This is a genomic window from Corynebacterium canis, from assembly GCF_030408595.1.
GTDB classification, from domain to species: domain Bacteria; phylum Actinomycetota; class Actinomycetes; order Mycobacteriales; family Mycobacteriaceae; genus Corynebacterium; species Corynebacterium canis.
The window spans coordinates 152,237-167,034 of sequence record NZ_CP047080.1; the positions used below are offsets into that span (position 1 = coordinate 152,237).

Annotated in this window: 13 protein-coding genes and 1 tRNA gene; 5 read left to right on the forward strand and 9 right to left on the reverse strand. The window is 59.6% G+C overall.

The window, feature by feature from the left end:
• The first annotated feature begins 49 nt into the window (after positions 1–49).
• Both CCANI_RS00680 and CCANI_RS00685 read left to right on the forward strand, forming a co-directional pair.
• A complete protein-coding gene (locus tag CCANI_RS00680) occupies positions 50–508 on the forward strand; it encodes a MerR family transcriptional regulator (protein ID WP_146324236.1) in 459 nt (152 codons plus the stop codon).
• Entirely contained in the window at positions 508–1,548 is a 1,041-nt protein-coding gene (locus CCANI_RS00685; protein WP_146324235.1) for a zinc-binding dehydrogenase, read from the forward strand. Before CCANI_RS00680 ends, CCANI_RS00685 begins: the two co-directional genes overlap by 1 nt.
• A 24-nt stretch (positions 1,549–1,572) precedes the next feature.
• On the opposite strand, the gene CCANI_RS00690 is transcribed toward CCANI_RS00685, so the two are convergent.
• From CCANI_RS00690 to CCANI_RS00720, 7 genes are all read right to left on the reverse strand, one after another.
• A complete protein-coding gene (locus CCANI_RS00690) occupies positions 1,573–2,268 on the reverse strand; it encodes a DUF7822 domain-containing protein (protein WP_146324234.1) in 696 nt (231 codons plus the stop codon).
• 84 nt (positions 2,269–2,352) lie between these two features.
• A complete protein-coding gene (locus tag CCANI_RS00695) occupies positions 2,353–2,700 on the reverse strand; it encodes a Na+/H+ antiporter subunit G (RefSeq protein WP_146324233.1) in 348 nt (115 codons plus the stop codon).
• A 1-nt stretch (position 2,701) separates the two neighbouring features.
• Positions 2,702–2,971 carry a cation:proton antiporter gene (locus tag CCANI_RS00700; protein WP_146324232.1) on the reverse strand — a complete coding sequence of 90 codons (270 nt, stop codon included), beginning with the start codon at positions 2,969–2,971 and terminating at the stop codon, positions 2,702–2,704.
• A complete protein-coding gene (locus tag CCANI_RS00705; protein WP_146324231.1) occupies positions 2,968–3,447 on the reverse strand; it encodes a monovalent cation/H+ antiporter subunit E in 480 nt (159 codons plus the stop codon). The genes CCANI_RS00700 and CCANI_RS00705 overlap by 4 nt, the downstream gene beginning before the upstream one ends.
• A complete protein-coding gene (locus CCANI_RS00710) occupies positions 3,444–4,949 on the reverse strand; it encodes a monovalent cation/H+ antiporter subunit D family protein (protein ID WP_146324230.1) in 1,506 nt (501 codons plus the stop codon). The genes CCANI_RS00705 and CCANI_RS00710 overlap by 4 nt, the downstream gene beginning before the upstream one ends.
• Positions 4,949–5,380, reverse strand: coding sequence for a cation:proton antiporter subunit C (locus tag CCANI_RS00715; protein ID WP_146324229.1), 432 nt, complete (start codon positions 5,378–5,380; stop codon positions 4,949–4,951). Before CCANI_RS00715 ends, CCANI_RS00710 begins: the two co-directional genes overlap by 1 nt.
• Positions 5,377–8,274: a DUF4040 family protein gene (locus tag CCANI_RS00720; protein ID WP_146324228.1), complete on the reverse strand. Its 2,898-nt coding sequence runs from the start codon at positions 8,272–8,274 to the stop codon at positions 5,377–5,379. Before CCANI_RS00720 ends, CCANI_RS00715 begins: the two co-directional genes overlap by 4 nt.
• 169 nt (positions 8,275–8,443) lie before the next feature.
• On the opposite strand from CCANI_RS00720, the gene CCANI_RS00725 reads away from it, so the two are divergent.
• Genes CCANI_RS00725 through CCANI_RS00735 form a run of 3 tightly spaced genes read left to right on the forward strand, consistent with a single transcriptional unit; the run spans position 8,444 to position 12,600 of the window.
• Positions 8,444–9,823 (forward strand): MFS transporter, encoded by a 1,380-nt coding sequence (locus CCANI_RS00725; protein ID WP_186750222.1) that lies wholly within the window; start codon positions 8,444–8,446, stop codon positions 9,821–9,823.
• Between the two features lie 36 nt (positions 9,824–9,859).
• Complete coding sequence (locus CCANI_RS00730) at positions 9,860–11,080, forward strand: AAA family ATPase (RefSeq protein WP_146324226.1); 1,221 nt, start codon at positions 9,860–9,862, stop codon at positions 11,078–11,080.
• Positions 11,081–11,082: 2 nt separating this feature from the next.
• Positions 11,083–12,600: a tetratricopeptide repeat protein gene (locus tag CCANI_RS00735; protein WP_186750219.1), complete on the forward strand. Its 1,518-nt coding sequence runs from the start codon at positions 11,083–11,085 to the stop codon at positions 12,598–12,600.
• A 1,152-nt stretch (positions 12,601–13,752) separates the two neighbouring features.
• Here the strand turns inward: CCANI_RS00735 and CCANI_RS00740 are convergent.
• A tRNA-Pro gene (locus tag CCANI_RS00740) sits at positions 13,753–13,826 on the reverse strand.
• A 67-nt stretch (positions 13,827–13,893) separates the two neighbouring features.
• On the reverse strand, positions 13,894–14,796 hold the full coding sequence (locus CCANI_RS00745; protein ID WP_146324224.1) for a metallophosphoesterase: 903 nt from the start codon (positions 14,794–14,796) through the stop codon (positions 13,894–13,896).
• Positions 14,797–14,798: the final 2 nt, after the last annotated feature.

Consider the following 14,798-nt stretch of genomic DNA (forward strand, 5'->3'; position numbering starts at 1 on the left):
CTGCAAATCGGTTGACTTCAAGCGCTTTAAGTTTCTACGCTGGGGTTTTATGGAGGACACGATCGAGCAAGCCAAGTACACAATCCAGCAAGCGGCCGATCTGTGTGGGTTGCCGAGCAGTACGCTGCGGTATTACGAATCGATCGGCCTTATCGCGCCACCGACCCGTATGTATAACGGGCACCGGCGTTACACGGATAGTGACCTCGCTAACCTCAACACCATCGCATGTTTGAACGCCACCGGTTTGCCGATCGAATCCATGCGCGAGTATTTGGACAACGCTAGCCGTGCGGATGCGTCTGCCGAGATCGTAATCCTCGAAGAACACGCCGCGCGGCTCGCTCGCGAGCTTCGCACCCTGCAATTACGGATGCGTTATGTCGAGCTTAAAACTGCGTGGTGGCGCGCGTTTTCCGACGATGACCAGCAACAACTCGACGCACTAGGGGCGCAAGCCCAGGTTGCGGCGAGGGAACTAAAAGCATCACTAGAAGGAGAAGAGTAATGAAAGCGGCGATTTTTAAGGGCCCCGGCTTGATTGCTGTGGAGGAGCGCCCGAAGCCAGAGATTCAGCTGCCTACCGACGCCGTCGTGCGCATCGTTCGAACTTGTGTTTGCGGTAGCGACCTGTGGTACTACAACGGTGACTCACCCCACGACGAAAGCGGCATTGGCCACGAAGCGCTCGGCGTAGTCGAAGCTACCGGCAGCGCCGTGCGTTCTGTGAAGACCGGCGATCTGGTGATCGTGCCCTTTGCCTACAGCGATAACACCTGCCCCCATTGCGAAAACGGCGTGCAAACGGCATGCGTGGACGGCGGATTCTTCGGCGGCGGCGAACTCGGCTGCCAGGCGGAATTCCTGCGCGTTCCACTGGCCGATGGCACCGCCGTTGCCGTTCCCGAAGGTAAGTACGATGACGCGCAACTTGCCTCATTGCTTACCCTGAGCGATGTCATGGGCACCGGCTATCACGCCGCCGTTGCGGCGGAGGTAAAACCGGGTCACACCGTGGCGGTGGTTGGCGACGGCGCGGTGGGTCTGAGCGGCGTATTGGCAGCGAAGCTGCTCGGGGCGTCGAGAATCATTGTGCTCGGTAGCACCCACGCACCACGCCACGAGCTTGCGCGCAAATGGGGCGCAACCGACCTTATTACCGTGCGGGGTGACGACGCCGTGACCGAACTGTTCGAACTCACGAACGGCGTTGGCGCGGACGCGGTGCTCGAATGCGTAGGCTCCAAGACCGCGACGGAAACCGCTTTTGCTATCGCCCGCCCCGGCGCCATCGTGGGCCGAGTGGGGCTGCCCCACGATGCTCCGATCGATGCCGAAGGTACGTTCTTACGCAACATTGGCATGCGCGGCGGCCCGGCACCGGTGCGGGAATACCTGCCGGAGCTGCTGGAGGCCACCTTGCGGGGCGATATCACACCCGGCGATGTATTCGATTACGTCACCGATCTCGAACATATTGATGAGGCTTATCAGGCGATGCAGCAGCGGCGCGCCATCAAGGCCCTGATCAAGGTCAGCGAGGTGTAGGTCTGTCTTGGGGCGAGGGCGGCGTCAGGATTTGTAGTCGAAATCGTCGAGGTGAGCGGGGGAGTTGAAGGCGCGGAAGCCGAGGTTTTCGAGCTTTTCCGGTGGTGGCCGGAGGGCGTCGGCGTCTTCAAAGTCCTCGCGGATGAATTCGAAGTATTCGGCGTCGCTCATGCGATCGAAATCGGGGATATAAAAGCCGTCGTCGTTTGTGTCTTCCGAGGTTGGGGGCGTGTATGGTTCGAGGAAAATCGTGCGGAGGCGTTCGGTTGCGCGTTCGGGGGATTGTTGGGCCTGGATTAGGAGGCGGCGGGCGGCTTGGTTGCCGTCGGCGCACACCATAAAGAGGATTTCGCCGGCTTCGAGGAGGAAATGGGTGCAGCGGGCGAGATCGGGGTGGTGCAGGATATTGCGCACCTGGGCGACCATCGCTTCGAGCTCGGCGGGCGGGATGACTTGGTGCTGCTGGTTGAGGTTGAGGCAGGCCTGCATAAACTCGTTGGCGCGGGCGAGCCCGGCGGCGAAATCTGCAAGGATGGCGATGCTTTCGGTACCGGACTCATTGGGGAAAACCCTGGTGGGAACCTGTGTGGGGGATACGCTGCACAGCAGGAGGAATAGCAAGGGGGAATCGTAAGCCTGCTGGGCAACCAGCCGGTGGCGCTGGCTGCCGGTGGGGTCTGCGAGCGGTTCCACCGCGAATAGGTACGAGTTATTTGACACGTTGATTATTCCTCCAACACGACGACGCCTCTGGACCCGTTATACACGTGGATTCGGTTGCGTCGTAGCTAACGGGAGGTGAACCTATTGCGCGGTGTTCGCTTTTTGCTCCTCTTCTGCGGCTTGTTTGTCCTCAACGCCGACCCCATATACGGCGCGACCCATGTAGAAACTGGACACGCTCGCCACGACCAGCATGCCGATAATGGCGAAGATCGCGCGGACTAAATTGTTAGGGTCAAAACCCACGGTCGCCCAATCGTTGAGCAAATGCGCGATAAGGATTAGTGGAATGGCTACGCCGGTGGTGGGCCCCATGAGATTCGCCCTGGTCAGTGCGTCGGGGGCGCGCCACATGGCAACCGTGGTCAAGGCGATCAAAACCGTGGCGAAGACGGCGATCAATGCCACAAAGACTTCAGCGATAGACATATCAGCGGCGTCCCTTCGACAAGATACGGGCGGTGGAAATGGTGGTGATCAAACCCATCAAACCCGCCAATACCGCCACCTCATAGGTGATAAACGTGGGATTCAGCAGCGCCCACAGCAGGAACGTTGCCACCATGGTGTAAAACACCATATCCGCCAACACCGAACGGCTCGTTAGGCGCTTCTCCTTGAGGATCAGAAGCAGGTTCGCCACCAGCGCAATGCCCGAAACCGCCATGCAGGCGGAAATAATGATTGCAAAGAGACTCATGAGTGGTCCTCCGGGTAATCGCGAACATCGGCGGTAGTGGGGTGCGGATCGGTGCTCACCGGGCCGTAATTCGTGTCCGAATGGCCCGCCACAAACGTGGAGCGAAGGGGGTTGCCAGCCCCCTGACCCGGCGCACCGTGATCGATATCGGCAACGTGCGGGGCCAAGCGCTCCTCCATGTCGGCCAGCCCCGCCAACACCTCGGCGGGATCCGCGCCATAGACCGCCTGCACCAAGAGCACCCGCGGTGCGCCCTCCGACACCGGATTGCGGAAGCCAAGGGAGAGCGTGCCCGGGGTCATGGTCACCGAGGTGGAAAACAACATCAGCTCCCGATCCGTGGTCACCCGCAACGGGTACGCCACCACGATCGGGCACATTCGGGTTTGCCTGCGCAGTACATCGCGGCAAATAATCATGGCACCGACGAACACTTGGGTAAGCAGCCACGAGGTGTATTTCACTGCATGGATCATCGGGGAACTCCAATCGCTTCGGAAACGTCGCCGAGGACAGCGGACGTGTAGCTCGGGACGTCGAGAAGCCCAGCAGCGGCGTCAAGGGTGACGGAAACAACGCTGCCAGCGCAGAAAAACATCGCCACGCTCAGCACCGCCAATGCAGCGCCCGGCAAGCCCAACCACAAGGGCACCACCAGATCCTTAGGGGCGTTCTCCATGGGCTTGCCCCAAAACGCCAGCCGCCACACGCGCAACATGGACAACAAAGCGCCGCAGCTAGCAACCACAATCACGGCGATGGCCAGCCAGGACTGCCAAGTCGCCTCCCGCGCAATCGCGGAAACCACAAACACCTTGCCCCACAGGCCCGAAAACGGCGGGAAACCGACCACGGAAAACGCGCCCATGACAAACACCGCCGCAATCCACGGATCGCGGCGAGCCAAGCCGGACAGGCGGGCCAACCGGCCGGTGCCGTAGGTTTCCTCGATCGCGCCCGCGGTAAGCACCAGCGAACCCACGGTGATCATATGGTGCAACATATAGAACATGCCGGCGGCGAGGGAATGCTTTGGGTCGCCACCCAGGAAGGCGAGGGTGACCAGGATAAACGGCATGCCGTTCACCATTTGGTAGGCGATCACCCGGCGGATCGTATGTTCGCCCAAACCGGCGAAACCGCCGACGATCATGGACACGATCATCACCACGAGGATTAGCGTTGCCCAGCGGGTATCCATATCGAAGATCACAACATACATGCGGAACAGCGCATACACGGCGACCTTGGTGTGCAGGCCGGAAAACAGCCCCATTACTGCGGCCGAGGTGCCGGGATAGGTGCGCGGCAGCCAGGTATGCACCGGGAACACGCCAGCCTTGACGCACAGCGCGATCACCACCAAACCCATGGTGACGGTGACCGGGCCATTGCCGGCGGCCTGGCTCGCAAGCGCGGCGATATTTACCGTGCCGATCACGCCGTACACCAGCACCACGCCGATAAGCAGCACCGTGGAGGTGGTCAGGTTCACCAGCACAAATGTGCGGCCGCTGGCGAGGCGGGACCACGTGCCCGTCATGGCCATCAGGCCGTAGGAGGGCAGCAGCATGACCTCAATAAACACGAAGAGGTTGAACAAATCGGCGGTAAGCAAAGCGCCGTTCACACCGGCGGTAAGCATCAACGCCAATGCTGGGTAAAAGCGCGCGCGGGTCTCATCCGCCAAGGTGGCAAACCAGTTCGCGGCCACCGCGACGATGCTGGTGGTAATAATCATCACCGCGGAAAACGCATCTGCGGCAAACGGGATGGAAATCCCGCCTGGGAAGAGGCCCACGTTGTGGGCGATGGTGCCTTCTGCAAGCGTTTCCTGCAGCAGGAATCCGCCGGCGATCACGCCAAGCAGCGGAATTACAAAGTGCAAGGCGTCGCGCAGCACGCGCCACGGGGAAATCACGGCCACGGCGGCGGCGGCCAATGGCACCGCCACAAACAAGGGAAGCAGTGCCTGCATCAGTGATCGCCTTCCTCGGCCTCGGCGGCGGACGTGCGTTCTAATACGCGCGCGGTGCGCGGCGATTCCGGATCAAGGTGCGAGGCACCCCGGCCCAGGGTTTCCAAGGGGGAAAGCTCGTCCGGATCCTCCCAGCTACGGGTATCGTCGGAACGCCCGAGCGCGGCCAGGGCCAGCATAAACGCGGTGGTGGCCATGGTGATCACGATGGCGGTAAGCACAAAGGCCTGCGGCAGCGGATCCGCCGCCTCAGCCAGCGGCGTGCCCTCGAACGGTTGGCCGCGCCACGCGCCGATGCCCGCCGTGAGGATCAATAGGTTCGCCGCGTGGCTAATCAACCCCATGCCCAGCACAATGCGCACCATGCCGCGCTGCATGATCAGGTACACGCCGCCGCCCATCAGGGTGGCGATCGTCAAAGCGATTATCACAACTCTTCCTTCCCAGAGGTAGAGGTAGTGGAAAGATCCCAAGTGGCGGAACGAGCCTCCGGCCAATCCGGGTCGTCCTCGTCGGTCACTTCGATCGGCGGGTGATGCTGCAGCGGATGATCCCCGCCGCGCGTAAACGGCAACAGCTCGGTATCCGTGCCGGGGCGCAGGTAACCGCCCAGGTGGTTGATTGCCACGGTAAGCATGCCCAACACCGCCAAGAACACGCCGACATCGAAAATCATGGACGTGGTCAGGTGTTCACCCAACACGTGCCCGTGGATCGGCGCCAAGAACGAATCGTGCAAATACCCCAAAACGCCCGCAAACACCGCGGTGAGCACGCCAATGCCGGTGAGCAAATAAGGCGTATTGGGCTTTACCGTCGCCTCGTCGCGGCCGCGCGCCAGGTAGGAAAGCATAAACGCCCCGCCCGCCACGAGCGCCGCGATAAAGCCGCCGCCCGGCGAATTATGGCCGCGCATAAAGATCAGGAAGCTGAGCAGGCCCAGCACCGGGATCAGCCATTTGATCAGCACCTTCATGGGCACAGTGTTTAGCTGGGATGCCCCAAACGGGGCGGGGTGCGTGCCCTTATGGAACGGGTGCCGCGGGATGCTGCCCACCACCGCGGCGATGACCACGCCGGCCATGCCCAGCACCGAAAGCTCGCCCAGGGTATCCAGCGCACGGAACTCCACCAGGATGGTGTTCACCACATTGGCCCCGCCCGAAATGCCCGGCGCCTCCTCCAAGTACCACATGGCGATCTCCGGACGCTCGTGCCGGCCCAGCAGCTCCCACACCGCGGCGAAGGTGGCCACGCCGGTAAGCACCGCCAACACACCGGCGGACAGCGCCCGCTTCGGCGCGATCTCGTGGAAGTTCGTGGGCTGCTGGCGGATCACCATCATCATGATCACCACCACCAGGATCTCCACCAAGAATTGCGTCAGGGCCACGTCCGGCGCGCCCAAGATCAGGATCTGCAACGTCACGCCCACGCCCGTGGTGCCCAGCAGGATTACGCCGCTTAGCCGGTTGCGCGCCCGCGTCATACCGAACACGCTTCCGACCACGATCAGCAGCGGCAAGAGGTCCAGCGGGCGGTCCGTTCCCGGCACGCGCGGCGCCGGGGAAACCCCATCCACGCCGGGGAAAATCAGCGTCACATACGCCAGCGCCAGAATCACCAGGATCGGGTAAGTCAGGTGCCGGGCCGGGCTATAGGAATCCGCCATGCGGCCCATCCAGATGCCCCAGCGCCGAGCGCCTTCGGTGATGCGGTGCAACAGTGAGTTTCCGTTGAAGGGGAGGAGTTCGCGGCCGTCGATAAGCGGCAGCAGGGTGCGGCGCGCCACAATGGCCAGCACGCCCACCGCCATTACCACCAACGAAACCACCAGCGGCAAGCTCACGCCGTGCCACAACGCCAAATGCACATGCGCACCGGAAATCTCCGTAATCGGGGCATCCAAAGCGCCCACGGTAAAGGCGAGCGGCAGGGACAACACGCCGGGCAAGGCGGCGGGCAGCCACAGCAACACCGGCGCCTCCTTGACCTGGGACATATCGCGCGGGCCGTCCACAAACGCGCCCAGCACCAAGCGTGCGGAATAGCTCATGGTAAACAGCGCGCCAATGCCAGCGGCGACCATCAGCAGGATCACCCCGGTACTACCCAGCGGCGCATGCGTAAACGCCTCCAGCATGCTTTCCTTGGAAATAAAGCCCAGCGTGGGCGGGATTGCCGCCATGGAAAGCGCGCCGATCAGCACGCTGCCAAACGTCCACGGCATGCGGTGATACAGCTTGCCCAAGCGGCGGACGTCGCGGGAGCCCGTTTGATGGTCGATAACGCCGATCAGCATAAACAGGCTCGACTTAAACAGCGCGTGCGCTAACGTATGCACCAACGCCGCAGCCAGCGCAACATGCGTGCCGACGCCGATCGTGGCAACGATCCAACCAAGCTGACTCACCGTGGAATACGCCGTCAGTTTCTTTAAATCCGTTTTCTGGATAGCAAAAAACGCCGCCATCACGGCGGTGGCCATGCCGGTAACAATCAGCAGCACGTTCCACACGTATACGTCATGGAACACCGCGGAAAAGCGCATCAGCAGGTAAATGCCCGCCTTTACCACGGCCGCCGCGTGCAGGAACGCGCTCACCGGGGTGGCGGCGGCCATCGCCTCAGGCAGCCAAAAATGGAAGGGCAATTGCGCGGCCTTGGTAAACCCGGACACTGCGACCAGCACCGCGAGCCAGGCCGTGAGCGTGGGTTTCTCGGCCCAGAACGGGGCCTGCAGGATTTCCGTCAGGTTCGTGGTGCCGGCCTGCGTGGCCATGATCGCCACCGCCACCAGGAGCGTCAACCCCCCAGTAAAGGTGAGGATCAATGTGCGCACGGCGCCGGCCTGCCCGCCGGAACCCGCGCGGGCGATAAGCAGAAATGAAGCAATGGAGACTAGCTCCCACGAAATAAACAGCAGGATTACGTCATCTGAAAGCACTAATAAGAGCACAGATAACATAAAGCCGGTCATGATTACATAAAACGATCCATTACCGGATTTATTATGCAAGTATTCGGCAGAATAAATGAATACGACCGCACCAATAGACAATGCCAGTAAAGCGAAGAATAACCCTAAACCGTCGCCGCGAAGTGCAAAATCCATCGAAGTATCCGCGGCGAGAAAATTGGGGACCCACGGGGTGCGAACACTCAGATTGGGGCCGCGCGCCATAACCTCCCGAGCTAGCAGCGCGGCGGCCACGATATACAGCAAGCCTAATGGCCACCCCGAACGCCGATCAGACACCTTGACCAACAAGGGCGAGATCGCGAATGCGATCGCCGCAAGTATAAGGACAGTAATGAGGGTCACGAAGACATCACACCTGAGTTCAGTGGGTACAAAAAGATGTATATAGGTTACCAGCAGTGATCTCGCGTCCCCCAAAACCTAGTATTTCTACTATACTTTTGTACTCATGCGAAGCCGTATCCGCCCATTCTTACTCGCCTTCCTCTTAGTTATTCCTGTAGTAATTGGAATGATCTGGTCAGCATCCGCCCCCAGCCCAGCAGAAACACAGCCTAGCGAGCAGGCCGAGGGGCAGCCTATTACCACCGCCGCACAGAGCCCCCAGGAGCTCGTGGATACGCGACGCGCGGCAGGTGAGGCCACCACCCAAGCGGGGTTCTTGGTCACGGGCACCAACGAACTTGCCGACGGCTCCGGCAAACTCAACGACGCCACCACGCAGCTTTCCGACGGCGCGAAGCAAGCCGCCGACGCCAGCCAACAGCTCGCCAGTGGCATGACCGAACTTCAGGCCGCCACGGGTCAACTTGGTGATGGCGCCACCAAGGTTGCCGACGGCGTGCAGCTTGCCGTAGAGCAGATTCAAGGGCTCGCCGCCATGCAGGGGCAGCTCCTTGCATTTATCGATGAGGCAGATAAGCAATTGGGTAAGTATCCCATGCAGGACGCTAAGGATATGCGGGTAAAACTCGGAGAGCTTCGCACACAATTGAACGGTATCAAGTTCGATGGTGAGACGGCGGATCAACTGAATCAATTGCGCAGCGGCTCGCGCGAGCTCGCCGATCAATTGTCCAAACCCGGCGGCGCCTTCCACGACGGTGTATTTACCGCGACCGATGCCTCCAAGCGCCTAAGCACCGGGCTGGTGGAATTGCGCGACGGTGCCACCCAGATCAATGGCGCCACCGGCGAGCTGAAAGAAGGCGCGGACCGCATCAAGGGCATGGCCGACCAAAACAAGACCAAGGTGCAGGCCGTGCAGCAAACCCTGCCCACAGGTGTTGCCGCAGCTGGCACGCCCGATATGGGGAAGGAGCAATCCCAATCCACCGTGCGAGGCCTGGGCAGCGTGGGCTTGGTGATCGGGATCTTTGTCATGATGGCTGCCTCCGCCTTGTGGCTGGTGGCCCGCCCCAATAGCGGCCTATGGACCCCCGTGCTCGCCGTGGGCACCATCGCCGCCATCGGTGCCATCCTGCTCCTTGCCTTTGGCAGTACCGGCAAGATGCTGGTCGCCCAAAGCGGTGTGATTGTGCTCACCGCCATTGCGGGTGCCTTCCTTGGCCGCGCCATGCTCGCCCTCTTCGGCGAAAAGATCGGCAGGGGAGTGCTCTTGGCCACGATGCTGCTGCAAACCGCGGTGGTGGCCGCCACGTTCGGCACCGAAAAGGTGTTTATCGCAGCCTTCCCGCTGTACTACTCCATGCGGGGATTGCTCGCTGCGGCGGTGCCCGAACTCCTGATGTCCAGCTTTGTATTACTGCTGCTATCCGCCGCAGGCTACGGCGTGATTCGCCTGATGGAGCGGGGCCAAGACTTTGAGCTTGCGGAAGAGGAAGAATATTACGACGAAGAGCTCGAATCGATGGCTGCTGCGGCAACATAGTCGCTACTTGGGGATGGCTTAGAGTACGTTCAAGTTATGAATGAAGCTGCAATTGATGCATTGCGCCAAGCGCTAGCTGTCCACCCCGACCCCCAACTGAGAGTCACCCTAGCGGAGTTATTGCTTGCTTCCGACCGTCCTGAAGAGGCGATGGTGGAAGCTACCGAGGTGTTAAAGCAGAACCCCGCAGAGCAGCGAGCGACGGCGGTGCTGACGGCCGCGGCGTCGAAAATTGCGCAACCGAAGTTTGATTGGGACACCGCGGAAGAGCAAGTCAAAGACACTGAGAGGGTAGTGCTAGGCCCGAGTGACGACGCCCCGCCAGCACTGTTCGAACCCACAACCACCGGCATTTCCTTCCGCGACGTAGGCGGTCTAGAACACGTCAAACAGCGATTGGATGAAGCCTTTATCCAACCCATGAAAAACGCGCGCATTGCCAAAGCGTTTGGAAAATCACTGCGCGGTGGTCTGCTCCTGTATGGCCCTCCGGGATGCGGCAAGACCTTTATCGCTCGTGCTGTCGCAGGGCAGCTCGGGGCGGATTTCCGCGACGTGGCGATGACAGATTTGGTCAGCTCCTATCGGGGTGACACAGAACGGAACATACATGCGGTTTTTGAGGAGGTGCGGGCGGCTCAGCGGCCGACGGTACTGTTTCTCGACGAATTGGATTCGTTGGCATTGCGGCGATCTTCGCTTAGGGGTTCGGCGAGCTGGTTGCGTGGAAGCGTGAACCAATTACTGCTGGAAATGGACTCCATTCAAGAAAACAATGACAGCCTTTTTGTTCTTGCGGCTAGCAACCATCCCTGGGACATCGACGATGCGTTCCTCAGGCCCGGACGCTTTGATCGCACGGTGCTGGTGCCGCCGCCGGATGCTGCCGCGCGCTATAGCATTCTGAAAAGCAAATTAAGCAATCGGCCCACTGGGGAGCTGGACCTGCAACAATTAGTTACCAGCACCGGTCGCTTTAGTGGAGCTGATCTCGATCACCTGTGCGTGTCTGCGGCGGAGAAGGCGATGACTGACTCTATCGCTGCAGAAAAGGTGTTACCAATTTCCATGAAGCACTTTCAGGACGCTCTGAAGGAAATTCAACCCTCCATTGGCGAGTGGATGGAATCCGCACGGAACGTAGTTCGCTATGCGAACCAATCGGGAAGGTACTCTGAACTCGCCGAATACCTTCGCGAATACGACAATACGGTGGCAGGGGGCAAGTCTGGGCGCCCAAGTAGTTGGTGGCGATGAGGATGCCTAGCGCTGAACAGCTTATTGAAGAAGCGCATGGATACGTCAATGTTGGCCAGTTAGACCGTGCGGAGCAATGCCTCAGGGACGCTGTCAGTCTGGCTGATAGCGCGGATTGGAAGTATGCTGCGGGTACGATTGCGATGGCCCACGGGCAGCACGGCGAGGCCGCTGACCTATTTGGACAATGCATCGCACTAGTGCCGGATTCCGCGAACTATCATTATTTTGCCGGGATAGCCTTGCAGCAGGCGGGGGATTTGGGAGGGGCGTTTCAGTGTAATCAAAGAGCGCTGGAACTAGATCCGGAATATCCCGAAGCCCATCATCATGCAGCGTTCTTGGGTTACCATATGGGCTTGAATCCGGCATGGATCTGGCATGAGTTGGAAACAGCGGAACAACTTCTCGGCGCGCCGGATACGACAACTACGAGTATCAAACTAGCTTTGCTGTGGAATTCAGGCAGATCGACAGAGGCGCGTCTGTTGCTCAATGAGGCATTAGCTAGAGACCCACAAAACGTTGTTTACCGCGAAATGCTAGCAACGATGACAACAAGCTCCCTGGTGAGCCGAGAAGCGCTGAGCGGTATTCTTGCGGAGACGCCAACTCGACGTACCGCCGCAAAGCAGCTGCAACAGCTACATCGTTTGTTCTTGTGCCAATGTCTTCGATGGTTTCCTTCCTTTTTGCTGATTCCGCTTGGCTGTGCGGCAATCACTTCCGCCGGTATTTGTTATAGCGAGCCCGGAGCAATACAAGGCCAGTGGGAACTACCGCTTGCTGTGTTTGGCACGTTAATCTGGCTTTTTGGGGTTGGGTTTGGACTGTGGTTGCTCAGCCAAGCAAAGAAACACTGCGGGGATATCAGTCTGGGTGACTACCTGCGGGAATACCGAGATATTAGGATCGGTTTTTGCTTGATCGTGGTGGGCACACTGATATCGATATGGGCGCCGCTGAGTGCATACCCTATGAATTGGTACCTCTGGCGGCCACTCACGGTGCTGGCTGCCGTGATGGTGTGGTGGGGCGTGCGAAGGATTGAACGATTCGTTATCAATGACGTGCCCGAGGATGAGGACCAAAGGGTGACGGTTTCTCAGTTGAAACTTCTAAAGCGGCAGCAAGTAGTGTTTCTCCTTGTGTTAACCGGCGGAGCTGTATTGCTTCTGGGTAACGCGGGTCCGGCGCAGGTGATCCTGAGCTCGGCGGCTTTGGTTGGGACGGTACTTTGTTTGGAAGTCATTAGCTACGCTCGCAGCGTGTATTCGGATCTGGTGGTGAGTAGGTTTACGGACAAGTTATATTTCTGGGTTCTCCAAGGAGCAATGTTCGTGATGGGCTTGGCGTTAGCCACTACCTCGCTTCTCAATGCGAGCGATGGTGGGATTGTGCCGCAACAGGATTCTCAGACTGACGTTACGCAAGAGCCAACGCATGGAAATCGTGTTCCATCGCCTAATTACCAGCCGGAACCGGATATTCACGTTCCTCGTCCAAGAATTCATTTCTAACTGTGCGACTCAACCCGTCTAAGCGCAGGCGAGCCCAGGTCGGCGGTTGTGCACAACTAGTCGGCAGCGCGGGCCGACGCAGCGCGGACGTCGCGGGTGGTTGCATGCAACCTATTGCCGCTGGGGTGGTTGCGTGCAACCTATTGGTGGTGAAGTGGTTTTGGGGGCCGGAATCGGCCAAGGGTTTTCCGTGCTCAGGCTGATTTGACATGCAGGCCGCCTCGCGGTGGTGTTTCCGCAGGACGCCGAACTTGCCGTGTCAGATCTGCCTGAGGCAGATCCGGCGGGGCCGATGGTTGGCAAAGGTTCAATCTTTCACGTGCTTCGTGGCCGTGCCAACAGCTTGCCTTGATAGGTTGTGTGCAGCCGTTGACCTGCGATCGTCCTGAATTTCTTCTTTAGGGTGCTCAACGAAGAATAAAAAGACGATTTGCAGCGTTTTTGGGCGTTTTTAGGTCAGATTCGTCCGGAATTTCTTCGTTAGAGCCCCGAAGACCCCCGAATGAAGAATAGAAAGACCAGCCCCAGGTCGGCAGTTGCGCACAACCCATCGGCGGTGTGATGTGGAGGGGTTGAAGTGGCTGGCCGAGTTTCGCGCTCAGGCAGATTCGACACGCAGGCCGCCTCGCGGCGGTGTTTCCGCAGGACGCCGAACTTGCCGTGTCAAATCTGCCTGAGGCAAATCCGGCGGGGCCGATCGCTGGCAAAGGTTCAATCTTTCACGGGCTTCACGGGCGTGCCAACAGCTTGCCTTGATAGGTTGTGTGCAGCCGTTGACCTGCAATGGTCCGGAATTTCTTCATTCGGCACCTCAACGAAGAATAAAAAGACGATTTGCAGCGTTTTTGGGCGAGATTCGTCCTGAATTTCTTCGTAAGACCCCCGAATGAAGAATAGAAAGACCAGCCCCAGGTCGGCGGTTGCGCGCAACCTATCGGCAACCTAGGAGGTTGTGCACAACCTACCGGCAACCTAGAAGGTTGCGTACAACCCACCAGCGACCCTATCGGCGACCCAGGCAGTGGCACACAACTCATCGCCCCCAGCCTCAATCATTGGTGCGCTTGCGTGGTTCCACGCAACCGCACGATGAACCGTCCACGATAAAAACCCAAAACCCCGCACCTTTCGGTGCGGGGCCCCAAATAGAAGTCGGGATAACAGGATTTGAACCTGCGACCTCTTCGTCCCGAACGAAGCGCGCTACCAAGCTGCGCCATATCCCGGAGTGCAAGCCGTACTTGCTACTCGCTTTACTATAGTTCCTACCTGAAGAACCAACAAAACCGCAGGTCAGGAAGTTTCCGTGATGTCGATAAGGGTGGCGGAAGGCGGGCAGAATAGGCGGAACGGCACGTATTTGGAGTTGCCGAGACCGTTGCTTACGTGCATCCACATGTCGCCGTATTTGTGCAGGCCTTTGGCGCGGCGTCGATCGATTCCGCAATTGGTCACAATGGTGTGCTCGCCGGGCAGGCAGATCTGCCCGCCGTGCGTGTGCCCGTGCAGGGTGAGCTGGTAGCCGTCCGCAAGGAATCGGTCCAGTATTCGCGGCTCTGGGGCGTGGGCCAGGCCGATGGAAAGGTCGGCGTCGGCGTGCGGCGGCCCTGCGATCAAGGAATAATCGTCCAGGTCGTGGTGTGGGTCATCCACCCCGGCGATGGCCAGCCGCACCCCGCTGGTTTTGAATTCGATGCGCTGGTGGGTGGCGTCGTGCCACCCGTGTTCGATAAAGGCGGCGCGCATCCCCTGCCAGGGCAATGCCTCCTCGCTGACCTTGCGTTTTTTGCCCACAAGGTAGCCGAAGGGGTTTACGGGTTTCGGCCCAAAGTAGTCGTTGGATCCGAACACAAATACCCCCGGCCGCCGCAGCAGCGGGTCCAGGGCGCGCAATACGTGGGGGACTGCGGCGGCGTCGCTGAGGTTATCGCCGGTGTTTACCACGAGGTCGGGCTGCAGGAGCGCCAGCGAGTTTACCCACGCGATTTTGTCTTCCTGCCCGGGCACCATGTGCAGGTCGGAGATGTGCAGGATGCGGAATTCGGAGTTCCCGTCGAGGGTCCCGGGTTGCAAAAGCGGTACTTCCACGCGGTGGAGTTTGAAATTGGTGGTTTCTTGGTTTGCCCACAGGGCGGTGATTCCGCCGAGCGCGGTGAGGCCGCCAAGAACGCTTAGGATTTTCGCTGGTGTTCGCACAG